This is a genomic window from Streptomyces sp. NPDC087263 (assembly GCF_044744645.1).
Taxonomy (GTDB): Bacteria; Actinomycetota; Actinomycetes; order Streptomycetales; family Streptomycetaceae; genus Streptomyces.
Map to the genome: position 1 here is coordinate 455,745 of NZ_JBIUYT010000009.1, position 25,517 is coordinate 481,261.

At 70.6% G+C, this 25,517-nt stretch carries 18 protein-coding genes; 8 read left to right on the top strand and 10 right to left on the bottom strand.

The genetic code is table 11. The features are described from left to right. Window positions 1–17: 17 nt before the first annotated feature. A complete protein-coding gene (locus ACIPC1_RS29555) occupies window positions 18–1,379 on the bottom strand; it encodes an LCP family protein (RefSeq protein ID WP_402522300.1) in 1,362 nt (453 codons plus the stop codon). A 215-nt stretch (window positions 1,380–1,594) separates the two neighbouring features. On the opposite strand from ACIPC1_RS29555, the gene ACIPC1_RS29560 reads away from it, so the two are divergent. Further along, complete coding sequence (locus ACIPC1_RS29560) at window positions 1,595–2,623, top strand: glycosyltransferase family 2 protein (RefSeq protein ID WP_384383045.1); 1,029 nt, start codon at window positions 1,595–1,597, stop codon at window positions 2,621–2,623. A 64-nt stretch (window positions 2,624–2,687) separates the two neighbouring features. Here the strand turns inward: ACIPC1_RS29560 and ACIPC1_RS29565 are convergent, their stop codons facing one another. The 4 genes from ACIPC1_RS29565 to ACIPC1_RS29580 form a co-directional block, all read right to left on the bottom strand. Continuing rightward, window positions 2,688–4,232 carry an LCP family protein gene (locus ACIPC1_RS29565; protein ID WP_402522416.1) on the bottom strand — a complete coding sequence of 515 codons (1,545 nt, stop codon included), beginning with the start codon at window positions 4,230–4,232 and terminating at the stop codon, window positions 2,688–2,690. Window positions 4,233–4,589: 357 nt separating this feature from the next. Next, window positions 4,590–6,341 (bottom strand): LCP family protein, encoded by a 1,752-nt coding sequence (locus tag ACIPC1_RS29570; RefSeq protein ID WP_402522303.1) that lies wholly within the window; start codon window positions 6,339–6,341, stop codon window positions 4,590–4,592. A gap of 250 nt (window positions 6,342–6,591) precedes the next feature. Then, window positions 6,592–7,917: an LCP family protein gene (locus ACIPC1_RS29575; RefSeq protein WP_402522305.1), complete on the bottom strand. Its 1,326-nt coding sequence runs from the start codon at window positions 7,915–7,917 to the stop codon at window positions 6,592–6,594. A 157-nt stretch (window positions 7,918–8,074) separates the two neighbouring features. Then, window positions 8,075–8,830, bottom strand: coding sequence for a TIGR03089 family protein (locus tag ACIPC1_RS29580; RefSeq protein ID WP_402522307.1), 756 nt, complete (start codon window positions 8,828–8,830; stop codon window positions 8,075–8,077). A gap of 139 nt (window positions 8,831–8,969) precedes the next feature. On the opposite strand from ACIPC1_RS29580, the gene ACIPC1_RS29585 reads away from it, so the two are divergent. Beyond that, window positions 8,970–10,385, top strand: a complete 1,416-nt coding sequence (locus tag ACIPC1_RS29585) for an N-acetylmuramoyl-L-alanine amidase (RefSeq protein ID WP_402522309.1) — start codon at window positions 8,970–8,972, stop codon at window positions 10,383–10,385. Window positions 10,386–10,505: 120 nt separating this feature from the next. Beyond that, the gene (locus ACIPC1_RS29590) at window positions 10,506–11,588 is read left to right on the top strand and encodes a sugar phosphate nucleotidyltransferase (RefSeq protein WP_402522311.1); all 1,083 of its coding nucleotides are present in this window, start codon (window positions 10,506–10,508) and stop codon (window positions 11,586–11,588) included. 156 nt (window positions 11,589–11,744) lie between these two features. Here ACIPC1_RS29590 and ACIPC1_RS29595 read toward each other — a convergent pair whose 3' ends face one another. The 4 genes from ACIPC1_RS29595 to ACIPC1_RS29610 all read right to left on the bottom strand — a co-directional run bounded on the left by ACIPC1_RS29595 (window position 11,745) and on the right by ACIPC1_RS29610 (window position 15,762). Further along, entirely contained in the window at window positions 11,745–12,746 is a 1,002-nt protein-coding gene (locus ACIPC1_RS29595) for a DNA-3-methyladenine glycosylase family protein (protein WP_402522313.1), read from the bottom strand. A gap of 107 nt (window positions 12,747–12,853) precedes the next feature. Then, window positions 12,854–14,167 (bottom strand): coenzyme F420-0:L-glutamate ligase, encoded by a 1,314-nt coding sequence (locus ACIPC1_RS29600; RefSeq protein WP_402522315.1) that lies wholly within the window; start codon window positions 14,165–14,167, stop codon window positions 12,854–12,856. Window positions 14,168–14,232: 65 nt separating this feature from the next. Next, a complete protein-coding gene (cofD, locus tag ACIPC1_RS29605) occupies window positions 14,233–15,192 on the bottom strand; it encodes a 2-phospho-L-lactate transferase (protein WP_384383053.1) in 960 nt (319 codons plus the stop codon). Window positions 15,193–15,234: 42 nt separating this feature from the next. Beyond that, window positions 15,235–15,762 carry a cysteine dioxygenase gene (locus tag ACIPC1_RS29610; protein ID WP_384383054.1) on the bottom strand — a complete coding sequence of 176 codons (528 nt, stop codon included), beginning with the start codon at window positions 15,760–15,762 and terminating at the stop codon, window positions 15,235–15,237. Window positions 15,763–16,452: 690 nt separating this feature from the next. Between ACIPC1_RS29610 and ACIPC1_RS29615 the strand changes: the two genes are divergently transcribed. The 3 genes from ACIPC1_RS29615 to ACIPC1_RS29625 all read left to right on the top strand — a co-directional run bounded on the left by ACIPC1_RS29615 (window position 16,453) and on the right by ACIPC1_RS29625 (window position 22,174). Beyond that, a complete protein-coding gene (locus ACIPC1_RS29615; protein ID WP_003975777.1) occupies window positions 16,453–16,716 on the top strand; it encodes a WhiB family transcriptional regulator in 264 nt (87 codons plus the stop codon). Between the two features lie 293 nt (window positions 16,717–17,009). Beyond that, window positions 17,010–20,693: a glycosyltransferase gene (locus tag ACIPC1_RS29620; RefSeq protein ID WP_402522318.1), complete on the top strand. Its 3,684-nt coding sequence runs from the start codon at window positions 17,010–17,012 to the stop codon at window positions 20,691–20,693. Continuing rightward, a complete protein-coding gene (locus ACIPC1_RS29625; protein WP_402522320.1) occupies window positions 20,690–22,174 on the top strand; it encodes a DUF5719 family protein in 1,485 nt (494 codons plus the stop codon). The genes ACIPC1_RS29620 and ACIPC1_RS29625 overlap by 4 nt, the downstream gene beginning before the upstream one ends. A gap of 54 nt (window positions 22,175–22,228) precedes the next feature. Here ACIPC1_RS29625 and ACIPC1_RS29630 read toward each other — a convergent pair whose 3' ends face one another. Continuing rightward, the gene (locus ACIPC1_RS29630; protein ID WP_402522419.1) at window positions 22,229–22,678 is read right to left on the bottom strand and encodes a metallopeptidase family protein; all 450 of its coding nucleotides are present in this window, start codon (window positions 22,676–22,678) and stop codon (window positions 22,229–22,231) included. A 455-nt stretch (window positions 22,679–23,133) separates the two neighbouring features. Here ACIPC1_RS29630 and ACIPC1_RS29635 point away from each other — a divergent pair, with 455 nt between their 5' ends. Then, window positions 23,134–23,562: a DUF3499 domain-containing protein gene (locus tag ACIPC1_RS29635; protein ID WP_402522421.1), complete on the top strand. Its 429-nt coding sequence runs from the start codon at window positions 23,134–23,136 to the stop codon at window positions 23,560–23,562. Window positions 23,563–23,744: 182 nt separating this feature from the next. Further along, the gene (locus ACIPC1_RS29640; RefSeq protein ID WP_402522322.1) at window positions 23,745–25,361 is read left to right on the top strand and encodes an L-lactate permease; all 1,617 of its coding nucleotides are present in this window, start codon (window positions 23,745–23,747) and stop codon (window positions 25,359–25,361) included. Window positions 25,362–25,517: the final 156 nt, after the last annotated feature.

Genomic DNA, 25,517 nt, shown 5'->3' on the forward strand with positions numbered 1-25,517 from the left:
CCCTCGTCGGCGACGGACTACGGACAGATCACCTCATCGCCCGTGGTCACCCCGAACTCCCCTTGATGCGGATCGTCGGCCCGCACCTTCCGTACCTCCTTGAAGTCCGCCCCCGCGGTCACCTTCAGCAGCGGCCCCCGCCCCTTGACCGCGCGCAGTTCACTGCCGGGCAGGGCGGCGGCGAGGGATTTCGCCGAGCGGTCCCAGCGGGGGTCGTACCAGACGACGGTGCGCTTCAGGGTGCGGTCCTTCGCGCTGACGGGCTGGTGGGTCGTACGGAAGCCGGTGGCGGCGAGTGCGCTGTCGACGCGCTTGCCGAGGCCCGCCGTGGCCGTCCCGTTCTCGACCTGGACACGGATCTGCTGCGGCGCCACGTCGACGCGCAGGGCGTTGCTGCGCGGCTTGTGCACCGCGAGCGGCTTGTCGTCGCGCAGGGCCTGGAAGAGCTTCGTCGACTTGGCGGGGTCCCACTTCAGGGTCGATCCGACGTCCTTGACGACGTATCCCATCTGCCCGATCGGCACGGTCGTGAACTCGGAGGAGGAGGGCGAGAAGTCCCGCATCGCCCGCCCGAGATCGAGCAGTTCGTCGGTGCCGAACCCCTTGTCCGCGCGGACCGAGCCGAGCACGGCCCGGGTGACGTCGCGGAACTTCATCGGGTTCAGCAGGACCCCGGAGGAGGTGGCCCGCGAGATCAGCGCCGCAAGGAACTGCTGCTGGCGCTGCATCCGGCCGAGGTCGGAGGCCCCGTCGACATGCCGGGAGCGGACGTACTGGAGCGCCTGCCCGCCGGTCAGCCGGTGCGAGCCCGCGGGGAGGTCGAGTCCGGTGTAGGAGTCCTTCAGCGGCTTCACGGTGCAGATCTCCACGCCGCCGAGCTCGTCCACCGTCTTCATGAAGCTGGTGAAGTCGACCTCCAGATAGTGGTCGATCTTCACGTGGGTCATGCTCTCGACCGTGCGCACGGTCAGCTGCGGACCGCCCTCGGCGTACGCCGCATTGATCTTGATGGGGTGCGCGCCGTGCTTCTTGCCGGTGGTCTGGTCGGTGTGCGCGGGCGCCTCGGCGTACGAGTCGCGCGGCAGGCTCACGACACTGGCCCGCTCCCGGTCCTCCGAGATGTGCACGATCATGATGGTGTCGGTGCAGTGACAAGGCGCGCCGCCCAGGCGGTACTTGCGCCGCTCCGCCTCCGTGATGTTGTCCCGGCCGTCGGTGCCGACCAGCAGCACGTTCATGCCGTGGCCCGCCTCGGGACGGTTCTTCATGTCCTTGAAGGGGTCGACCCGGGCGATGTCCGCGTCCAGCCCGGTGACCACCGCGTGCCCGATACCCGCCGCGGCGAGCACCACCACCGAGAGCGTGGTCACCGCCCGCATGGCCCAACGCGGCTTCTTGCGCCGTACGGGGGGACGCTGCGGGCGACGGCTTGGCGGGCGTGCGGGAGAGCGGGGCGGCGTGGGCAAGGGGGGAACACCTCCGCGAGGGCCGGCCGTGGGATCCGTGAGCACCGTAGGCCCATACGATCTGTGGCCCGGCTCGGAGGGAGGGCGGCGCGCGACCGTGTCCCCCATTCGCGGTAACGTGACGTCCGATGAGCGAGAAGTCTGACGTGCGGTCTCCCGCCGTTTCTGTGATCATGCCCGTCCTCGACGAGGAGCGGCATCTGCGCGGGTCCGTCCAAGCGATCCTGGCGCAGGAGTACGACGGCGAGATGGAGGTGGTGCTCGCCATCGGTCCGTCCTCCGACCGTACGGAGGAGATCGCCGCCGAGCTCGTCCGTGAGGATCCACGCGTGCACACCGTGCCGAACCCGGCCGGTCGCACCCCCGCCGCGCTGAACGCCGCGATCAAGGCGTCCAGCCACCCCATCGTCGTACGCGTCGACGGACACGGGATGCTCTCGCCCAACTACATCGCGACGGCCGTACGCCTGCTGGCGGAGACCGGTGCGCAGAACGTCGGCGGGATCATGCACGCCGAGGGCGAGAACGACTGGGAGCACGCGGTCGCCGCCGCGATGACCTCGAAGATCGGGGTGGGCAACGCGGTCTTCCACACGGGTGGTGAGGCCGGCCCCGCCGAGACCGTGTACCTCGGTGTCTTCCGGCGCGAGGCGCTGGAGCAACAGGGCGGCTACAACGAGGAGTTCATCCGCGCCCAGGACTGGGAGCTGAACTTCCGGATCAGGGAGGCGGGCGGCCTCATCTGGTTCTCGCCCGAGCTGCGGGTGTCCTACCGCCCGAGGCCCTCCATGCGCGCCCTCGCCAAGCAGTACAAGGACTACGGGCGCTGGCGCCATGTCGTCGCCCGCTTCCACGAGGGCTCCATCAACCTGCGCTACCTCGCCCCGCCGACCGCGGTGTGCGCGATCGTGGCGGGTGTCGTGGTGGGTGCGGCGCTGACGCCCTGGGGGTTCGTGATCCCCGGCGGCTACCTCGCGGCCATCGCGCTCGGCTCGCTGCTCACGGGCAAGGGGCTGCCGCTGAAGGCGCGGCTCCAGATCCCGCTCGCCCTCGCGACGATGCACATGTCGTGGGGCTGGGGTTTCCTCACCAGCCCGAAGTCGCTGGCGAAGAAGGTCATCGCGTCCCGGCGTCCGGCGGTGCTCAGCTCCAACTGAGGCCATGGGCGTACGCGTTGGGCCCCTCTCGACAGGTCTCGTCGAGAGGGGCCCAACTCGTGCTCTACCAGGTGTAGTTCGGGTTCACGTGCATACAGGCCTTGTCGTCGGCGCCGTTGAGGGCCTCCGCGGTGTCCGGCGTCGTGTTGTCCTCCGCCTCGGCCTTGTACGTCGTGCCCTCGCGCCAGTCGGCGCCGACCACGAGCGTGACGCCCGAGACGCTCGTCGACTTCTCCACCGAACTCACCGGAATCCCCAGGGACTTGGCGACCCGCTGGGCGTCACCCTCCAGGTCGGCGCTCGGATAGCGGATCAGCGTCTTGTCCTCGGCGGTCGCTTCCGTCTGCTCCGCCGAGGCCTGGGTGAAGCCCTTGCCGACCAGCAGCTCGCTCACCTCACTCGCGCGCCCGCTGACCGGCGACTGCGTGGACGTCCGCGTGCCGTTCAGCACGGCCACGCCGATCTTGTCGTCCGCGGCGGCCGGATCCGAGGAAGTCTCCTCGACGGCCGTCTTCTCCTTGTCCTGGCCGTCGAGCGCGATGTCCTCGCGCACCAGGCGGAACAGCTTGTCCGCGTCGTCCGTGGGCTCCACGCGCGCACCGACGTATCGATTCGGCATGGTGGTCATCGTGATCCGCTTCGGCTCGACCTTCCGCAGCTCGTTGCTGAGGTCGTAGAGCTCCTTCACGGTGCCGAGGCCCTTGTCGACGGTCAGCGCCTTGGTGGCCGTCTCGGCGAGACTGCGCAGCTTCGTCGGGTTGGAGACCGTGGCGTTGTCCCGCAGCTCGCGCACCATCGAGTTCATGTACTGGTGCTGGGCCTTGGCGCGCGCCAGGTCACTGCCGTCCTCGAAGCCGTAGCGGGTGCGCAGCCACTCCAGGGCCTGCTCGCCCTTGACGTACGTGGTGCCCTCCTCCAGCTTCAGCCCGGAGCCGTGGCCCTGGCTGTCCCTGGACTCGATGTTGGCGTCCACGCAGACCGGGACGCCGCCGATCGCGTCCGCCATCGAGACCACACCCGAGAAGTCGATCTGCATGAAGTGGTCGATGTGGATGTCGGTCAGCTTCTCCCAGGTGGCCACCGTGCAGCCGGGACCGCCGCGGCCGAGCGTCTGGTTGGTCATGGTGGGAACGGTGCTCGCCGCGTACACCTTGCCGTCGTCCGGGTCGGTGCACTTGGGGATGTCCAGCAGCGTGTCCCGCGGCATGCTGACCACCGACATGTTGGTGCGGTCGGCGGAGAGGTGCAACAGCATCTGGACGTCCGCGAGCGGAGTGCCGCCGAACGTCTCCTTCGCGCCGCCGAGTTCCTGGTTCTCCTCGGTGTCCCGGGCGTCCGAACCGATCAGCAGGATGTTCAGCGGCGTCTGGCCGGCCGCGTTCGCCTCGGACTCGGCGGCGCGGTCCTTCGCGTCGCCGATGTTCAGGTCGTCCTTCTTGATGTTGTCGTTCAGGTGCTGGTAGTAGAGATAACCGGCACCCGCGGTGCCAAGTATCAGGACCGCCAGGACCATCGCCGACCAGCGAAGTACCCGGCGTCTGCGGCGCGGACGTGCCGTGCCCCCACGTCCGCCGTCGCCGAGGCCGATCCCCTGCGGCGTGAGGGCCATCGTGTCCTCGGCCGTCCGACCGTCGGTTCCCTGCGGCGTGAGGGCCATCGTGTCCTCGGCCGTCCGACCGTCGGTTCCCGGAACCGGAGCACTGTCGGCGCGCTCACCGGAGTCGCCGTCCGCCCCCTGAGCGGGCTCGCCGCTCCCGTCGTACAGGCTGTCGTCCCAGCCGTGCTCACCGGCCCCCCGGCCGCTCGAGCGTGTTCCCTCTCCGCGCACACCACTTCGCGCCATCTCCCTGCCCCTCCCCACCCTGCGCCTGACAAACGGGTCCGTCCCGCGCCCAGTTGAACGTTTCTCGCGCCCAAGTCGGACGCGCTCTCGTCCTGTTGGACGCTTGACGGACCCGTTAGGTCATCAGCTGGCGCACACTGTTTTGTCCGCGGTGGACTTCTCGACCGTGTCCGGCGCCGTTGTCGGAGCGGTCATGGACACCCCCGCGCCCTTGAAGTCCTTGCCCAGGGTCAGCACGATCGCGGGCAGACCCTGGTCGTTCGTCTCGCTCTTTCCAGGCTTCATCGCCGAGCCGGACAACCCCATGAGATCGGCCAGTTTGCGTGCCTGATCGGCCTGGTCGGGCGAGTACTCGAGGGTCGTCTTGCTGAGCGTCGCCTCGGCGTTGCCGAGCTGGCTGGACTTGAGCACGCCCTCATCATTCTGTAGCCAGTTAAGTGTTTCCTGTGCGGAGCCGGCGGGGGCGCCGCCGTTGTAGATGTTGACCCGGACGTCGGCGGCCGCGGACTGGGTGCCTTTGAGCCGGGCGGCGACCGAGGCCGCCTCCTCCTTCTTCTGCGCCGCCACCTCGGTGAACGACACGTCGTCCTTGATCATGTCGAAGACCGGCTGAGCATCGTTCGGATGGACGACGACCGTTACCGGGGTCTTCTCGGCGGGGTTGTCGATGACCGGCGTCGTGAGGAAGGTGATGTTCTTCGTCGGCACCTTCTTCAGCTCCAGGGCCACGTCCTTGAGCGTGCTGACCTTGCCGATACCGGTGTCCACGGTCAGCGCCTTGGTGGCCGCCTCGGCCAGACTCAGCAGCTTGGTCGGGTTGGTGAGGGTGTCGCTGGAGGCCATCTTGCGCATCAGCGAGGCCAGGAACTGCTGCTGCACCTTGATGCGGTCGAGGTCGCCCGAGTTGCCGAAGGCGTGCCGGGTGCGCAGGAAGGCGAGCGCCGTCTCACCCTCGATCGTGTGCTTGCCGGCGGAGAGCTTGAGATGTGAGTCGGGGTCGTCGACGTCCTTGGCGAGACAGACCTCGACGCCGTCCACCGCGGTGGTCAGCGTCTTGACGGCGTTGAAGTCGGCCATCATGAAGTGGTCGACCGTGATGCCGGTGACTTCCTTGACCGTGCGCATCGTGCAGCCCGGGTCCCGGCCGTCCTGACCGAGGCTGGTGTTGAAGCGGACATCGGTCGTGCCCGAGATGACCTTGGTGGAGCCGTCGGACTGCACGGTCGGGCAGTCCGGAACATCGACGATCAGGTCGCGCGGAATACTCAACGCGGTCGCGTTCGTGCGGTCCTTGGAGACGTGCAGCAGGATGTTGGTGTCGGCGTGCCCGACGCTGCCCGCGTCTCCGTAGTCCTCGTTGCCCTCGCCGGTGCGCTTGTCCGTACCGATGATGAGGATGTTGAAGGCCTCGTCCTTGCTGAAGCCGCTCGCGCCCGCGCTGCCGACGTCCGTCGTCTGGACGTTGCCCTCAAGGTGCTTGAGGTAGAAGTACCCCGCGGCGGAAGTGGCGACCAGCACGAGGGCCATCGTGCCGCCGGTCCACAGCAGTATCTTCTTCGCCTTCGACTTCTTCGGCTTGGTACGCCCCCGCCGTCGCCCCGGAGGCGGCTCGGCAGGCGCACCGCGGCGCCTGCGCGGCCCTGGCACATCGGTGTCGGGAACGCCGCCGGGCGCATCACCGGGCTCCCGGACCGGTGCGCTGCGGTTGTCCGTCGGGACGGCACCCGCGCCACGGGCGGATCTGCGAGGACCGGGGACTGGTGATTGCGGTGCGGAAGGCCGCAGTCGCAGTTCGTAGTCGCCGGTGTTCGGGTTGAGTACCCACTGGTCTGCGGGGTCGATATCGTCCGCCCGCCCACGGCCTTGCGCGTCCACGGTTCTTGAGTCCTCCGTCGGGGCCACGCGGCGCCTTATTTCCCCCTACATAAAGGCGCTCGGTCACTCGGTCCAGCAGTGCACGACCGCAGGACAGACCTGAAGGCCGGGTGCACCGGATCGCTCACACTATCCGCCCAGTTCAGCGTCAAGCGACGACAGTGAGAAATTCCACCTGCCTACAACTGGGCAATCCGCCCTATTTCTCAAAGAGTTCTAAGCTCAACTGTTCCCTGCCTTGACGTGGGCTTTACCCGCACGCGTCCTCGGCCGCCGTGTTCCCCCGGAAAGTCGGCGCCGGGTCGGGAGTCCGCGGGGCTCCGCCGGGTCCCTTTCCGCCTGGTTTTCCGTCCCCGTACGAGTAATCGAAGGCGTCCGCGTCATGGCTCTCGCCGTCGCCCTCGCCGTTGCTCTCACGCCCGCTCTCGTACGAGCTTTTTGCGGCGGAATCAGCTGAATCCTCCGGAAGATCCTTCGCGACCGCCACCGGCGCGTCCGCCCGCAGCCGCGTGAAGAGCTTCTCCGCCTCGGGCTTCACGAGCTGGTCGCGATTGGCGTTGTAGACGTACGACGTCCGGGGGACCGTCAGGAACTGCACCCGTTCCGTGGGGATGTCGCGCATCCCGCGCACGAGGTCGTACAGCCCGCGCAGGCTTGCCAGCGCCGGGTCCGTGGTGAGTGAGGAGGTGGCCGCGTCGAGCACGGGATAGAGCTTCGTGGGATTGAGCAGGACGTCGTTGCTCCGCACCTTGTTGACGAGCGCGCCGAGGAAGCCCTGCTGCCGGTCCATCCGGTCGGTGTCGCTGCCGTCGCCGATGCTCTTGCGGGCGCGGACGTAACCGAGGGCCTGTTCGCCGTTGAGCGTCACCTTGCCCGCGGGCAGCTTGAGCATGGCTTCCTTGTCGTCGATCGGCTCCTTCAGGCACACCCGGACGCCGTCGACCGCGTCGACCATGTCCTTGAAACCGTTGAAGTCGACGACCATGTGGTGATCGACGCGGATGTTGGTGAGCTTCTCGACGGTACGGATCGTGCAGGCCGAACCACCTGCCTGGAAGGCGTAGTTGAACATCACGAACATCGGCTCGGTGCGGGTGCCGTCCGGGCGGCGGCAACCGGGTACGTCCACCATCAGGTCGCGGGGGAGGGAGACGGCGGTCGCGCTGCGCCGGTCCGCGGCGAGGTGCAGCAGGATCGTGGTGTCGGACCGCTCGGTGCCGGAGTCCCGCCCGTACTGCGCGTTGCCGTCCCCGGCCCGCGAGTCCGACCCGATCAACAGGATGTTCTGCGCGCCGCGCACCAGAGCGGTGGGCCGTTCCTTCTCGTACCGGGCGAGCTCGGTCGCGGCGTCGTTGTCCGCCGTGATGTTCCCGTTCAGCTTCTCGTACGCCGCCCAGCCCGTCCCCGCGGCCCCGAGCAGCACGACCGCGACACCGATCGCGGTATGACGCAGCCAGCGCCTGCGGCGACGTATGACACCGGCGCCGGTGGGGGTGGAGCCGAGTCCGGGACCCAGGGCGCCGGGAGTGGCCGTCTGCTCAGGCGCCCCGGAGGGCGTGCCCGCGGTGTCGGTCACGTCTGGGTCCACCCCTCATGGCGTACGAGCGTGTCCTGCTCCTACGACCATGGCGTGGGGCGGGGGTGGGGGCGGGGCGCTGATGGGCCGAACGGATGACCCCGGGGGGCGGGAACCGGGCGACCAGCCACAGGCGGCCCGTAGGCAACCGACGGCGTCACCGAGCCGTCGCCGAAACCCTCTCGCTCTCGATCCGCTTGGCCAGCGCATCCTCGCCCAACTGCTCCAGATGACGGCACAGCACCACGGACCCGCCGGTCGCGAGCGCCGCGTACAGCCCGGCGCTGAGCCCCTCCCAGGTGTCGTACGGCAGCGCGGACAGGATCCGGGACCCGGGCCCCGTGAGCCCGAGCGCGGGCGCATCAGCACGCGCCCGCTCGACGAGCTCCGCACTCGTGTACTCCGCCCCGGCGACAATCAGCGCGGGCACCTCCGGGTCCACGGGCGCGTACGGCTGGAAACGGTCCCCCTGCGTCGGCACCTCGACGGCGTAGTCGGCGTACCCGGCGGGTGGCGTCGGGAAGCGCCGGCCCAGCGGTGCGAGCGACAGTGCGATCCGGTCGCCGGAGCAGGCGAGGCCGGCCTCGAACTCGCCGGGTCCGGCGACGACGTGGTCCGCCGCGGCCGGGTCGCCCCCGACATCGGCGACGACACCTGTCGAGGAGCACGCCAGCAGCCAGACCGCCGTCTGCCAGTGCGCGGGCAGCAGCAGCGCGACCCGGTCGCCGGGCTCGGCGGACAGCTCGTTCTGGAGCAGGTTGGCGGTCTTGGCCACCCAATTGGCGAAGGTGGCCACGGACAATTCGATCCGTTCGCCCGTGGCGTCGTCGTAGAAGGTCACCAGGGGGCGCGCGGGATCCGTGGCGAGCGCGGATCGCAGCAGGTCGGCGGGGGTGCGGTCGGTGGCGTTCACGCGGGCAAGGGTACGCGGGTGAGGGTGTGCGGCGGGTGCGGGTCCGGCCTGCCGGGCCACCGGTTCGGACGAGTGACGCCCGACGGTCCGTCAATTCCCGGATAGACAGATATGTATGACTATGTCCAGGATCAGGGGCATGCATGGATTCCTTGCTTCCTCGGTCAGCGTCACCTGTGCGGCCGCTCTCGCCCTGCCGCTGGCCCTGTCCGCTCCGGCGCAGGCCGGCCCATCGGCGGTGACGTCCGAACTCGCCGCCCCCGGCAGTACCCAGTCGCTGCCGCTCGTCCCGCTCACCGGCGAGCGCGCCCTCGGCTCCGCCGCCCCCGAACAAGGGCTCACCCGACGCGACGTACGGCCCTTCTCGCTCGTCGGCATCGTCTGGGACAATCCGGACAGCGAACTGCACGGCCGAGTCGAGGTCCGTACCCGGGCCGCCGCCACCGGCAACTGGTCGGGCTGGCAGGACGTCGAGACGCACAACCACGAACACGCGGCCGACCCGGACACCGCCGAAGGTGATTCGGGCCGGGTGCGCGGATCCACGGCGCCGCTGTGGGTGGGCGACTCGGACGGCGTCGAGGTGCGCGTCCAGGCGGAGGTGGACGAGCGCGCGACGACAGCGGGCGATTCGCCGCTCCCCAGGGGGCTGCGTCTCGAACTTGTCGCGCCCGGCGCCGACGCCGCATCCGTGGGCGCGCAGCCGGACGCCCCCCACACCGACGCACAACCGGGGCTTTCGCGCTCCGGCGCACAGGTGCGCGCCCCACGAGCCGGCGCACTCTCCGCCGCGTACGCCGGGTACGCCGCTGTCGACACCGGCCGCCTCGACCCCACGAGCGCCACCGAGATCCCCGAGCTCGCCCCGAACGTGATCCCCGCGCTCTCCCAGCAGGAGACAGAGCGCGAACTCCTCGCCGAGCGCCCGGGTGAGCAGCGCGTGAAGCCGTACATCGGCCCGCGTCCGCGCATCATCACGCGCAAGGGCTGGGGCGCGAACGAGAAGCTGCGCGAGCGCGGTTTCGTCTACTCGAAGAAGGTCAAGGCCGCCTTCGTGCACCACACCGCCTCGGGCAACAACTACAGCTGCTCGCAGGTCCCTTCGGTCATCCGCAGTATCTACCGCTACCACGTAGTGAGCAGCGGCTGGCGGGACATCGGCTACAACTTCCTCGTCGACAAGTGCGGAAACATCTACGAAGGCCGCGCCGGGGGCGTGGCGAAGGCCGTCACGGGCGCACACACTCTCGGTTTCAACACCGACAGCATGGGGATCGCCGTCCTCGGCAGCTTCGGCAAGAGCAAGCCGTCCGCATCCGCCGTCACCGCCATCGCGAAGCTCACGGCATGGAAGCTCGGCCTCTTCGGGGTCAATCCGCGCGGAAAGACATATCTGAAGTCCGGCGGTGGCAATCTCTACAAAAAAGGAAAGAACGTACGACTGAACGTGATCTCCGGCCATCGGGACGGGTTCAGCACGGAGTGCCCGGGCCGGCAGCTGTACAGCAAACTCGGCACGGCCCGTAAGGCGGCGGCCAAGTATCAGGGCAGGTAGAACGGCCGGCAGCACGGGAGGACCGCACCGCCGGCAGTCGAAAGCGCCATCGAACGGTCTGCATACACTGGCCGGCCGAAACACACTTCGGCCGGTCCCGGCAGGAAGCAGAGACGACAGGTGACAGAAGCGATCCTCCTGGTCGGCGGCAGAGGCACCAGACTGCGCCCGCTCACGGTGCACACCCCCAAGCCGATGGTTCCGGCGGCCGGGGTCCCGTTCCTCACCCACCAGCTGGCGCGGGCGAGGGCGGCGGGCGTCGAACACGTCGTCCTGGCGACCTCCTACCTGGCCGAGGTCTTCGAGCCCTACTTCGGCGACGGCTCCTCGCTCGGCCTCCACCTCGAGTACGTCACCGAGGAGGAGCCACTGGGCACCGGCGGCGCCATCCGCAACGTGGCCTCCCGTCTGGACTCGGGCCCCGACGACCCGGTCCTGATCTTCAACGGCGACATCCTGACCGGGCTGGACATCTCTGCCCTGGTCCGCACCCACGAGACGACGGGTGCGGACGTCTCCCTCCACCTCACCCGTGTCGAGGACCCGCGCGCGTTCGGCCTGGTCCCCACGGACGCCACCGGCCGTGTGACCGCCTTCCTGGAGAAACCCCAGACCCCCGAGGAGATCGTCACCGACCAGATCAACGCGGGGGCGTACGTCTTCCGCCGCTCGGTCATCGACACGATCCCCGAGGGCCGCCCCGTCTCGGTGGAGCGCGAGACCTTCCCCGAACTCCTCGCCACCGGAGCCCACCTCCAGGGCATGGTCGACTCCACCTACTGGCTCGACCTGGGCACCCCGCAGGCCTTCGTACGGGGCTCGGCGGACCTGGTTCTCGGCCGCGCCCCCTCCCCGGCAGTCCCGGGCCGCTGCGGCGACCGCCTCGTCCTCCCCACCGCCACCGTCGCCCCGGACGCCAAGCTGACCGGCGGCACGGTCGTCGGCGAGGGCGCGCACATCGGCGAGGGCGCCCGCATCACGGGCAGCACGATCCTCTCCGACGCCGTCGTAGAACCCGGCGCCGTCATCACCGACTCCCTCATCGGCGCCCGCGCCCGCATCGGCGAACGCTCGATCCTCACCGGCACGGTCATCGGCGACGGCGCGGAGATCGGCCCGGACAACGAACTCCGCGAGGGTGTACGGGTGTGGTGCGACGCCAGGATCCCGGGGGGCTCGATCCGCTTCTCGTCGGACCAGTAGCACCGGCGGCCGGGTCTGGAGATTTTCAGCCCGTCCGGCGTTTGAGGACGAGGCCGTTCAGGACGACAGCGGGGGTCTGAGGGCGGCAGCCCCCAGGAACAAGGGACGGGCAGGGGCGGACGGGGCGAAAAGCACTCGGCCCGCCCCGCGCCCCGCTCAGAGCCGTCCGATATCCCCCCGAGGCATCTTCGGCACACGCCGAGCCGGTGCCCGCCCGGACAACAGAATCAGCCGAGCCGCCCGATGCCGCTGCCCCGCATAGGGCGCCAGCAACGCCAGCATCACGGAGTCGTCCGCGTCACGATCGCCGGTCAGGGCGTACCCCACGATGCCGGGCAGATGAAGATCCCCGACGGTGACGGAATCCGCCGCCCCATGACTGCGCTGCACCACCTCCGCAGACGTCCACGGCCCCACCCCGGACACCAACTCCAGCCGAGCCTGCGCCCGCACGGGGTCGAACAGCACCGCCTCCTCAAGCCGCGCGGCAACCCGTACGGCCCGAAGAATCGTAGAAGCCCGCTTGTTGTCGACCCCGGCCCGATGCCACTCCCAGGAGGGAATCAACGCCCAGGTCCGCGCCGCCGGCATGACGTACATCCGCTCCGGCGCGGGCCCCGGCGCCGGCTCCCCGTACTTCCGTACGAGCAACCGCCAGGCCCGGTACGCCTCATCCGTGGTGACCTTCTGCTCCAGCACGGACGGAATCAGCGACTCCAGCACCAGCCCGGTACGGGCCAGCCGCAACCCCGGCCGCCGATGCCGGGTGACCGCGACCAGCCGGTGCCGCGGTTCGAAGGCCTCCGGATCGTCCAGCGCCCCGAGCAACTCCGGGAGCCGGTCGAGCAACCACTCGCCCCCCGCTCCCCACGCCTCGCCGTGAACCACCCCGCCGCGCAGCGCGACCCGCAGCGTCCCGGGCCCGGCGGGCGTCCGGCAGGCCCGCCACACGGACCCGTCCGGCGTCGTACGGAAGGTGGGATCGCCCGGTCCGCGCCGCAGCGGGCCGAGCACGAGCCCGAGGTCGAGAGGCCAGGGCGGCGTCCAGATACGCGTGCGCCCGGGTGCGGCCGCGGGCCGCGGCACGCCACCGGGCACCACGACATGCCCGCCGCGCACAGTCGTGCGCGTCGGCCGAGGAGCGAAGCGTCCGGCCACGAATGAGGTCCTATGAGGTCTTGGGGGGTCCTGGAGATGCTCGGGAAACTCGGGATGCTCTGGATGCCGTACGAGAGTAGGCGCTCCGCCCGCCCCGAACGTACGGGTCACCGCACCTCGATGAACTCCCCGGCGTCCCGCTCGGGCCGCGCCCTGGGCTCCGCCGCCGCGTGCCCCACGGCCACCGCCCCCATCGGGTCCCACCCCTCCGGCAGCCCCAGCACCTCTCGTACGACATCCCGGCAGAACATCGTCGACGACACCCAGGCGGAGCCGAGCCGCTCCCCGGCGAGCGCGACGAGGAAGTTCTGTACGCCCGCTCCGGCGGCGACCACGAACATCTCGCGCTCGGCACCGTCCCGCCGTATGTCGCCGTACGCATGAGCCCCGTCCATCACCAGACACGGCACGACGAGGTACGGCGCGTTGCGCAGCACATCCCCGCGGCGCACCCGTTTGGCGATGGACTCCTCGGCCTTCCGGTCGCCCCGCAGATCCGCGATCCACGCGTCCCGCATGGCGTCGAGCAGTCGCGTCCTGGACTCCTCGGACTCCAGGAGAACGAATCGCCAGGGAGTGGTGTGATGCGGCGCGGGCGCCGTGACGGCCGCGGCCACGGCCCGTCGTACGGCACCGGGGTCGACGGGCTCGTCGGTGAAGGCCCGTACGGTACGCCGCTGGGTCACCGCCTCCCGTACGGCCTCCGAGGTGCCGAGCCGGAACATGTCGTCGCGCCCGCCCCGTACCATCGCCCGCGCTCCCTCCCCGTCGTCCTTGGACACCACGTGCGGCAGCCCGCGCACCACGGCGACGGGCAGCCCGGCGGACTTGCCCTTGACCAGGTCACCGGCGGCGGCCAGCTCGTCGGCGGTGGCGACGATGGTCGCGCTCAGCGGATTGCCGTGCGCGTCCGTGCCGCCGCGCAGATCGTCGAGGACCCGGACGCCCGCGGCCCCGATGGCGACATCGGTGAGCCCGGTGCGCCAGGGCCGCCCGAAGGTGTCGGTGATCACGACACCGAGGTCCACGCCGAGGGCGTCCCGCAGCCCGTCCCGAATCGTGCGTGCGGAGGCGTCGGGGTCCGCGGGGAGCAACAGCACGGTTCCGGCAGGGGTGTTGGAGGCGTCGACCCCGGCGGCGGCCATCACCAGCCCCTGCCGGTTCTCGACGATCCGCAGCGCTCCGCGGCGCGCCACGACCCGGACGGTCTCCGCGTCGATGGCGGCCTCACGGTCGGCGGCCTCGACGATCCGTCCCTCCGCCTTGGACACGATCTTGGATGTGACGAGGAGCACATCACCGTCGACGAGCCCCGGCTCGGCCGAGGCGATGAACTTGGCAAGGTCATCGCCCTCGCGAACCTCGGGAAGCCCGGTCAACGCCCAGACCCGATAGCCGGGTGTGGCACCGGAGGCACCCACCCCAGCGGACCCCTCCGAACCTTCACCACCCGCGAACCCCTCCCCAGGAGGGAGCCCTGTGCTGCTCAAGATGCCCGCACCTCCTCCGCCAGCGTCAGCGCCTCACGCGCCATCTGCGCCGTCGCGTCGAGGTCGGACATCATCAGCGGCACGGCCCGGCAGCGGATCCCGGCACTTTCCACCCGCTCCACGGCGGAGGCGTCCACCGTGTCGACGAGCCAGCCGTCCAGGAGCCCCGAGCCGTAGTGCTCGGCGACCGCGGCGGCCGTGGACTCGACGCCCACCGCCGCCAGCACCTTGTCGGCCATGCCGCGTACGGGCGCGTCACCGACGATGGGGGAGAGGCCGACCACGGGAACGCCCGCGTCGGCGATCGCCTCCCGGATGCCGGGCACGGCGAGGATCGTGCCGACGGAGACGACGGGGTTGGACGGCGGGAAGAGGATGACGTCCGCCTCGGCGATGGCTTCGAGCACCCCGGGCGCCGGCTTGGCCTGCTCGGCGCCGACCGGCACGATGGCCTCGGCCGGCACGGAGGCCCGCAGCCGCACCCAGTACTCCTGGAAGTGAATGGCCTTGCGCTCACCGTCGATGTCGACGGCGACATGGGTCTCGATACGGTCGTCGGACATCGGGATGAGGCGGACGCCCGGTTTCCACCTGTCGCACAGCGCCTCGGTGACGGCACTGAGCGGGAAGCCCGCCCCGAGCATCTGCGTCCGCACGATGTGCGTCGCGAAGTCCCGGTCGCCGAGCCCGAACCACTCGGGCTCGACCCCGTACGCCCCGAGCTCCTCCTTCAGGTGGAAGGTCTCGTTGTCCCGACCCCAGCCCTGCTCCTCGTTGATGCCGCCGCCGAGGGTGTACATCACCGTGTCGAGGTCAGGACAGACCTTCAGCCCGAAAAGGTGGATGTCGTCCCCCGTGTTGCCGATGACCGTGATGTCGGCGTCCGGCGCGGTCTGCTTGAGACCACGCAGGAACCGGGCACCACCGATACCGCCTGCCAGAACCACAATGCGCATGGGAATCAGTCTTGCAGGCGGGTACGACAACACGGCAGGCGGTTACGAGACCTCAGCCGTACGAGACTCGGCTGCGGGCGGACCCGAGAGTTCGGCGACCGCGCACCGGGCGGCGTGCATCGGCATCTCGGTCAGGCCCGGGTAGTACACGTGCAGGCTCACCGCCGGTTCGAGGGAGTCGTTGACGACCTCGTGGACGTAACCGGGCGCGAACACCCGCTGCGAACGGGTGCCCAACGCGCGCGTGCCGCGTTCCGTGCGCTCGGTCAGCGTGCCGTCCAGGACGGTCAGTACGCCGGAGGAGCCGCCGTGGTCGTGCAGCCCACTGCCCTGTCCGGGCACCCAGGAGAGCAGCCACACCTCGTAGCCGGGCCCGGTGCTGAGCCGGTGGTACCAGCGCGAGGTGGCGTCGTACCGGACGAGGTGCTCCCACTGGGAGCGGTCGGCGGCGATGGAGCGCGCCAGGCCGGCGAACTCGGCCACGGTGGACGGGTGTTCGGGCGGCGGCTGGAGCAGATGCGGTACTTCGAGGATGTCGCCGGCGATCTGGAGGTCGCTGTCGCTGTTCATGGGGTGCGGTGGTTCCTCGGCGGGAGAGTGCTGGGGTGTCGCGGACCATTTCCGCCCGGGTCACGGACGGGGGGTGTCGCCCGGGTGCGGGCGGGGGGTCGCTCCGCTACGGAGCGCCGGCTGGAGCGCGGTACGGCTCAACAGCTGGAACAGCAACAACAGCTACAGCGAGCGGGGACAGCACCGTGGGACCCGGCAGTGCGGGTCGAGGTGAGCGCCAAGTTCGCGAGCATGCCCACAAGCACATCGGTTCACACCTCGACTGTCAACTTCGGGCCCGCCATGTGGGAGATGTTTCACCACATCCGGTTCATCTGTGAGGCGAAAGGTTTGTTCAGGAGCCGCCCCGGACACATGGCGCACAACCGGGCGCACAATCCTCGCCGCGGGCCCGTGATTCGAATGTGATCCGGTTCGCTTCGTTGTTCGCGTCGGAACGAGATCGAACTCCTGGGCGTCCTCCCCTCTGAAGGGGGCGGGGGTCCGGCCTGGGCACCTTCGGCCGTCAGGGTTTATGCCGATTTGAACACTTTCCGCATAGCCTTGGTTCCGCAGAGTGAATAAGGGGCCCAATAGCAGATCTCGGCTTGACTGGCCCGGATCGGCACACTTGTAATTTCACTCGTGTCGTTCAGCCGAAATCGGTAACGGCAGCATCACGGGGACGCGAAAGACAGACGAGGGGCGCACATGACCGAGCTGGTGCAGCAACTGCTGGTCGACGACGCGGACGAGGAACTCGGCTGGCAGGAGCGCGCGCTGTGCGCCCAGACCGACCCCGAGTCCTTCTTTCCCGAGAAGGGCGGCTCCACCCGCGAGGCCAAGAAGGTCTGCCTCGCCTGTGAGGTCCGTTCCGAGTGCCTCGAATACGCGCTCGCCAACGACGAACGGTTCGGCATCTGGGGCGGCCTGTCCGAGCGTGAACGTCGCCGCCTGAAGAAGGCTGCCGTTTAAGCCTGGACGACGCTGCTTGAAGAAGGCTGCCGTCCGAGCGTGAACGACGCTGCCTGAAGAGGGCCGCCGTCCAGGCGTGAACGACGCTGCCTGAAGAGGGCCCTTGTCCGGCCAGAAGGCGCACATCCCTACGTACCGAGACGTAACGAACGGCCCGTCGCAGGTGGGTTATCCACAGGCGGCGGGCCGCTGTGTTGCCCAGCCGTTAGTGTGGGCCTCCGTCCGAGACGTCCCACTGCTCCCCGCGGGCACAGGCGTCCACCGCAGTCCATCGAACCGGGGCCCGTACCTCGATGTCCGTGCACAGCCATACGGCAGGCCAACACGACGCTGCCACTCCTGAGTTCCCGCGCCACGTGGTGACCGCGGTGCTGGTCTCCCATGACGGCGCCCGCTGGCTGCCCGAGGCGCTCGCCGGGCTGCTCGGCCAGGAGCGCCCCGTGCAGAACGCGGTGGCGGCCGACACCGGCAGCGCGGACGACTCCGCCCAGCTGCTCACCGAGGCGCTCGGCGCCGACCGCGTGGTGCACCTCGCCCGGCGCACCGGCTTCGGCCAGGCCGTCGAGGAGGCCACCCGCACGGCCGGTGTGCTCACCCCGGACGACCTGCCCTACCTGAAGCGCCCCAGCGGCTGGGACCCCGTCACCCGCACCTGGCGCGACGACGCGTACGACATGCCGGAGCTCCCGTACGGCGAGCCCGAACAGTGGCTCTGGCTGCTGCACGACGACTGCGCACCGGAGCCGGACGCCCTGTCGCAACTGCTGCGGGTCGTGGAGAACGAGTCGGAGCTCGGCAAGGAAGTCGCCGTGCTCGGGCCCAAGCTCCGCGGCTGGTACGACCGCCGGGCGCTCCTCGAAGTCGGCGTCACCATCGCCCACTCCGGCCGCCGCTGGACCGGCCTGGACCGCCGCGAGCAGGACCAGGGCCAGCACGACCACGTACACCCGGTGCTGTCCGTGTCCACCGCCGGAATGCTGATCCGGCGCGATGTCTTCGAGGAACTCGGCGGCTTCGACCGCCGGCTGCCCCTGATGCGTGACGACGTCGACCTGTGCTGGCGGGCCCGGTCCGCGGGGCACAACGTCCTCGTCGCCCCCGAAGCGGTCGTACGACATGCCGAGGCCTCCTCCCGCGAGCGCCGCACCGTCGACTGCGTGGGCCGCACCGCCGCCTCCCCGCACAAGGTCGACAAGGCGGGCGCCACCTACACCCTCCTCGTCAACGCCCGTACCGCGGAGCTGCCCTGGATCCTGTTCCGGCTGGTCCTGGGCACCCTGCTGCGCACGGTCGCGTATCTCGTCGGCAAGGTCCCGGGACAGGCCGTCGACGAGATCCGCGGGCTCCTCGGGACGCTGCTGCGCCCCGAGCGGATCCTCGCGGGCCGCCGCACGCGCGGCCGCCCGCAGGTCGACAAGGACGAGCTGCGCCCGCTGTTCCCGCCGCCGGGCGCCACCGTGCGGGCCACCATCGAGCAGGCCGCGAGCAGCCTCGTGGGCAGCTCCGACCCCGAGGCCACCACCGGCGCCGGACGGCACGGCGGCGCGGTCGAGTCCGGGCCCGGCGGAGACGACGCCGACTTCCTGGAGGTCGAGCAGTTCGGCCGGGTCAAGCGCGTCGTGCGCAAGCCCGGACCCGTGCTCTTCGTCGTACTGCTCTTCGTCTCGCTCATCGCCTGCCGCGCGCTGGTCGGCGGCGGGGCGCTCGCGGGCGGCGCGCTGCTGCCCGCACCCGGCGACGCCTCCGAGCTCTGGTCGCGCTATCTCGACGGCTGGCACGCGGTGGGCGCGGGCGGGACACAGACGGCTCCGCCGTATCTGGCGCTCGTCGCGATGCTGTCCTCGCTGCTCTTCGGCTCCACCGGGCTCGCGGTCACCGTGCTCCTGGTGGCCTCCGTACCGCTGGCCGGTTTCACCGCGTACTTCGCCTCACGGCCGCTCGTCGAGTCCCGCCTGCTGCGCGCCTGGGCGTCCATCGTGTACGCCTTCCTGCCCGCCGCCACGGGCGCGCTCGCGAGCGGCCACATCGGCACCTCCGTCCTCGCGATCCTGCTGCCGCTCCTCGCGCGCGCGGGCATCGCCGCAAGCGGGCTGACGAACTCCTCCGGTGCGCGCGGCAGCTGGCGCGCCACCTGGGCGTACGCCCTGCTGCTGACGTTCACCACGGCCTTCACGCCGATCGTGTGGCCCATCGCGCTGGTTCTGGGAATCGCACTCCTCGTAGTGCGCAGGAACGAGATCCCCACCCACGGACTGCGTTTCCTGGCCCAGCTCGGCACCCCGCTGCTGGTCCTCGCCCCCTGGTCACTGACGCTGCTCCCGTTCGGCTTCTTCAAGGAGGCCGGTCTGGAGTACGGGTCCGGCGCTGCGTCCGCGCTCGACCTGCTCGGCGCCAGCCCCGGCGGCCCCGGGACCGTCAGTGGGCTGATGCTCATCGGCGTCGTCCTGGCCGCGCTGGCCGCCCTGCTGCGCACCGAGCGCCAGGCGGGGATCTGGGCGGCCTGGGCCGTCGCCCTGGTGGCGATGGTCTTCGCCGCACTGTCCAACAGCTCCGCCTGGGCCGGCCCGGCGACCCTCGTCTACGGCCTCGCGCTGCTCGCAGCCGCCGCGGTCGGCGCCGACGGGGCACGCTCACGCGTGGCCGAACAGAGCTTCGGCTGGCGCCAGCCGGTGGCGGTGCTGATCGCGTTCACCGCCGCCGCGGGGCCACTGCTCGTCGCGGCCGGCTGGATGATCGGCGGCGCCGACGGGCCTCTGGAGCGCCGCGACCCGGTGCAGGTGCCCGCCTTCGTCGCCGAGGAGAGCGGCACCCGCGACCAGGCACGCACCCTCGTCCTCGACAGCAGGTCGACCGCCGAGGTCGGCTACACCCTGGTCCGCGGCTCCGGCGCCCGCCTCGGCGACGCCGAACTCGCGGCGGCGGAAGGTGAGAACGAGCAGCTGGACAAGGTCGTCGCCAACCTGGTGGCCGGCTCCGGCGCCGACCAGGCCGACGAACTCGGCGACTTCGCCGTGCGCTATGTCCTCGTCCACAAGGGCGCGCCCCGTGAAATGACCAGCGTCCTGGACGCCACGCCCGGCCTGAGCCGGCTCAGCCAGAGGGACGGCAGCGCCCTGTGGCGCGTGGACCGGCAGGTCTCGCGCGCCGCCATCGTCCCCAAGACCGGCGACCCGCTGTCCATCGCCGCCGGACCCGTCGAACTGCACACCACCATCCCCGCCGGCGCCGACGGCCGCATCCTGCGCCTCGCCGACACGGCCGACGAGGGCTGGACGGCGACCCTGGACGGCAAGCCGCTCACCCGCACCACGGTCGACGGCTGGGCGCAGGGCTTCGAACTGCCCACCGGCGGCGGCAAGCTGGATGTCACCTTCGAGGCCCCGCTGAGCCACACCGCATGGCTGTGGGCGCAGGGCGCCCTCGCCGTCGTCCTCGTGGTGATGGCCCTGCCCGGGCGCCGCCGTGACGTCGACGACGACCTCCCCGAAGAGGAGGAGGTCCTCGCCCAGGACGTCACGGGTGACGGCCGCCGCGCCCGCCGTCTGCGCGCCCAGGCGGAGGCGGAGGCCGAGCAGACCGCACAGGACGACGGCACCCTGCCTCCTCCGGAGGAGGAGGTCCCACTGGAGCCGGCCGCGGTCCCGCAGCAGCAGGCGTACGGCGAGTGGGACACCCCGAGCTACGCGCCCGCCGAGTACGGCACCTACGGCGCCGAGCAGTACCAAGGCCAGCAGCAGTACCAGACCGGCACGTACGAGCAGCCCTACCAGGCGGACCCCTACCAGAGCGGCCAGTACGACCCGTACGCATACGGCGGCCAGACGCAGTACGACCAGACGTACAACCAGGGCTACGACGCGAACGGCCAGGGCTACGACCCCGCGTACGACCCGTCGGCGCAGCCCCCGCAGCCTCAGATGCCCCCGCAGCCGCCGTACGGCCCTGACAGTGAGCGTCTCGACGGGAGCCAGCAGTGAACCGCACCACCCTGTCCCTGATCGTCGGCACGACCGCGCTGGCCGCCGTCACCGGCTTCGCCGTGCTCAGCGTGCCGGACGCGTCGGACGACACCGCCGTGAAGGCGGCCGCGCTGCTGCCCGTCGAGCGCACCAGCCTGCTCTGCCCGCAGCCCAGCACCTCCGACCTCGCGGAGACGGCGTACACGTCCTTCACGCCCGTCTCCGAGGGCACGGGCGACAGCGGTAAGGCCGAACTGCAGGTCGCGACCGAGGAATCGGCGGACGGCGGCGCCGACGACAAGGCCGAAAAGCCGGTCCTGGAGGTCAAGGAGCCCGGCAAGCCGGCCACCGGCGACAACTCCGGTGCCGAGGCGCCCGCCCTGGTCGGCACCGCCGAGGGCAGGTTCGCGCCCGGCTGGACCGTCCAGGAGACCACGCAGGTCGCCGCGGGCACCGGCCGCGGCCTGCTCGGCACCAACTGCACCGCTCCGGACACCGAGTTCTGGTTCCCGGGCGCCAGCACCGCCGACGACCGCACCGACTATGTGCACTTGACCAACCCGGACGACTCCGCCGCCGTCGTCGACATCGAGCTGTACGGCAAGGACGGCGCCCTCAAGTCCACGCTGGGCGAGGGCATCACGGTCCAGCCGCACTCCAGCGACGCGCTCCTCCTGAACACGCTGACGGGCGACCCGCAGGCGGACCTCACCGTGCACGTCACGGTCCGCAGCGGTCGCGTCGGCGCCGCCGTGCAGGCCCTGGACGACAAGATCGGCGGCGACTGGCTGGCCGCCTCCACCGACCCCGCGGGCAGCCTCGTGCTGCCCGGCATCCCGAAGGACGCCACGGAGGTGCGACTGGTCGCCTTCGCGCCCGGCGCCACCGACGCCGACCTGAAGGTGCGCCTCGCCTCGCCCACGGGCCTGATCACGCCCGCGGGCAACGAGACCCTGCACGTGAAGTCCGGCATGACCGCCACCGCCGACCTCGGCGACCTGACGCGCGGCGAAGCGGGCTCCCTGGTGCTCACCCCCACCGGCACCTCGGTCCCGGTCGTCGCCGCCTTGCAGGTCGTACGCGGCAAGGGCGACAAGCAGGAGACCGCGTTCATCCCGGCGACCAGCCCGGTGGGCACGCGCGCGACGGTCGCCGACAACACCTCCAAGGCCTCCACCCTCGCCCTGACCGCCCCGGGCGAAGCCGCCGAGGTCAAGGTCACGGCGTCCGCGGGCAGCGAGGGTGGTACGGCGGTGACGAAGACGTTCACCATCAAGGGCGGCACGACGCAGAACATCGAGGCGCCGGTCCCGAGCGGCCTCAAGGGGACGTACGCGCTGACCGTCGAGCCGGTCTCCGGAGGCTCCGTCTACGCCTCCCGGATGCTCACCGCCGGCGTGAACGGCATCCCGGGCTTCACCATCCAGACCCTTCCGGACGACCACGGAACGGTGGCGGTCCCGGAGGCCGAACAGGATCTCTCGGTACTGCAGAAGTAGGCCGGCCGGAGAAAAGCGGGTGCCGCGCGCGCGTGGCACCCGGTCGCCGGGGAGTCAGTCCTCGCCGTACCGCGGATCCACGGTCTCCGGAGTGAGCCCCAGCACCTCCGCGACCTGCTCCACGACGACCTCGTGCACCAGGGCGGCACGCTCGTCACGGCCCTTGGTGCGGATCTCGACGGGGCGCCGGTAGACGACCACGCGCGCGGGGTGGCCCTCGCGCTCGGGGATCGTGCCGCCCAGGGGCACCGACTCGTCGGCCCAGCCGTCTCCCGAGCCCTCCAGGCGGGGCACCTCAAGGACGACGAAATCGATGTCGGCGAGCTGCGGCCAGCGCCGCTCCAGCCGCTCCACGGAGTCCTGCACCAGGTCGGCGAACGCCTCGGCACGGCTCGCGGCGAGCGGCACCTGGGGAGGCGCGACGGGGCCACGCATGCCCCTGCCATGGCGATCACGACGGCGGGGCCCGGGTGCGGCGGCGCGGGGCGGTACGGGGTTGTCCATCACTGACGAAGAGTAGTCCTCGTCAGAGGCGTGCGCCCGACCCCCACGCGGCGGACCTCCGGCGGCGCGGGGATCTTGCCCGCGGCCGCTCGGGATCCCGGTCCGTGACGTGCCGGACGCGACGCGTGGCTGTTCCGGACGCCAGGTGCGGCCGTTCCGGATGTCACGCGTGCCGTTCCGGATGTCATGCGTCGTCGTTGTGGATGGTGCGCGTGGCCGTTCCGGATGATGCGCGGTGACCACTCCTGATGTCGCCGGATGATCGTTCCAGCCAAGGTTGGCTCGATTCCGTATCCTCCAAGACCGCCCCTGGCATGGCAATTGACATGTTTTGCACCAAGTGGTAATCGGTTTCAGGTCTGTTCGGCATCGCGGCGCCCGATGTCGCCCCAGGTCAGGGCCGGGTGCACGGAGGCCCATGTGGGCGTTCTCACGGCACGACACGGTGGGGTGACCTGGGAGAGAGTCGTCGCGGCCCGCTCAGGAGTGCGGTACCGTCCAACGTCGTGAGCCCTGTACGTCGCTGTTCGCGCACCGCCTGCGGCCGCCCCGCCGTCGCGACGCTGACGTACGTCTACGCCGACTCGACCGCGGTCCTCGGCCCGCTCGCCACCTACGCCGAACCCCACTGCTACGACCTGTGTGCGGAGCACTCCGCGCGCCTCACCGCGCCGCGCGGCTGGGAGGTTGTCCGGCTCGCCGACTCTTCCGCTCCCTCCCGCCCCACCGGTGACGACCTGGAAGCGCTTGCCAACGCGGTACGCGAGGCAGCCCGTCCGCAGCAGCGCGCCGCGGGGGCCGGTGGCGGCAACGCACGCACGGTGGACCCGATGGAGGTCGCGCGCCGCGGCCATCTGCGGGTGCTGCGCTCGCCCGACTCCTGAGCTCCTCGCTCCTGTTCGCCTGGCCGAACCCCCTATCCCTGAGAGCGACTTCCCCTCGGTGCACGTTCCGTGCACGTTTCACCCGGCGGTGCAGAGGTCTTGACGCGCACTTGTCGCGGACACGACCATTCCTCCGCCCGTGAGAAACCGCTTTCCGTATCGCGGAATCGGAGGAGGTGCCCGTGTACATCCAGGAATTGGAACCCGTGGCCGGTTCACTCGGCCTGTCCGCCCTCGTCGCGACCCTGCCCCTCGTCATCGTCCTGATCCTGCTCGGCGGCGTCCGCATGAAGGCCCACCAGGCCGGACTGATCGGCCTGCTGGCCGCCACGCTGGTTGCCGGGCTCGCGTACGGCATGCCGGTCGGCCAGACGCTCTCCAGCGCCGCTCAGGGGGCCGTCTTCGGCCTCTTCCCCATCCTGTGGATCGTCGTCAACGCCCTGTGGGTGTACCGGATGACGGTCCGCACCCAGCACTTCGACATCCTCCGCCGCTCCTTCGGGCGCCTGTCCGACGACCCGCGCATCCAGGCGCTCGTGATCGCGTTCTGCTTCGGCGCCCTCCTGGAAGCTCTCGCGGGCTTCGGCGCCCCGGTCGCGATCTGCTCGGTGATGCTGGTCGCGCTCGGCTTCGACCCGGTGCGCGCGGCGGTGGTCGCGCTCGTCGCCAACACCGCTCCGGTCGCCTTCGGCGCGATGGGCACCCCGGTCGTCACGCTCGCCCAAGTCACCGGCCTGCCCCTGGATTCCGTCGCCTCCGTAGTAGGCCGCCAGACGCCACTGCTGGCCCTGGTCGTACCGCTCGTCCTCGTCTTCCTGGTCGACGGGCGGCGCGGGCTGCGCGAGACCTGGGTGCCCGCCCTCGTGTGCGGAACCGCCTTCGCCGTCGCCCAGTTCGCCGCCTCCAACTACGTCTCCGCGCAACTCGCCGACATCGGGGCCGCCTTGGTGGGCGCGGGCGCCCTCGTCGCCGTACCGGGGGCGCGCAGGCCGGCCGCCGAGCCCGTACGGGTGGCGGTTCTGACCGGCGTACGGAGCGAGGACCTGGACGAGGAGGACCCGCGGCCCGAAGTCGTGCGCGCCTACGCCCCGTACGCGCTGATCGTGGTCATCTTCTCCATCGCCCAGATCCCTGTTGTGAAGGACTGGCTGGCCGGCGCGACCCGTGTCTTCGACTGGCCCTTCCTGGACGTGGTCAATCCGGACGGCGAACCGGTCGGCGGCAATGTCTTCACGCTGCCCCTGGTGTCGACCGGCGGCACGCTCGTCCTGCTCGCGGGGCTGTGCACGGCCGCCGTACTCGGGGTGCACGCGCGCGTGGCGGTCAAGGAATGGGCCGCGACCGTGCACGAGTTGAGGTTCGCGATCCTCACCGTGACGTCCGTACTGGCGCTCGCCTATGTCATGAACCTCTCCGGGCAGGCCGCCACGATCGGCCACTTCGTAGCGGCGGCCGGCGCGGGACTCGCCTTCCTGTCACCGGTCCTGGGCTGGTTCGGCGTGGCCGTGTCCGGCTCCGACACCTCGGCGAACGCCCTTTTCGGTGCTCTCCAGGTGAGCGCGGCCAGGGAGTCGGGGCTGTCTCCCGAACTGCTCGCCGCCGGCAACAGCTCGGGCGGCGTCCTCGGCAAGATGATCTCGCCACAGAACCTGACCATCGCCTGCGCGGCGGTCGGACTCGCGGGCCGCGAGGGCGACCTGCTGCGCAAGGTGCTGCCGTGGAGTCTCGGGCTGCTGCTGATCATGTGCCTGATCGTGGCGGGGCAGAGCACGCCGGTCCTGGGTTGGATGCTGCCCTGACAGAACGAGGGTCACCTGCGGGAACGACGGCGGCTGTCGTGACGGAACGAGAGCTGCCGTGACGCGGTGCGTTACCACCAGGTGACGGACGAGTCCCCACAGGTGACGAAAGAAGCCCCCAGGTGACGGATGCGCATCCGCTGAGCCGCAGCACAC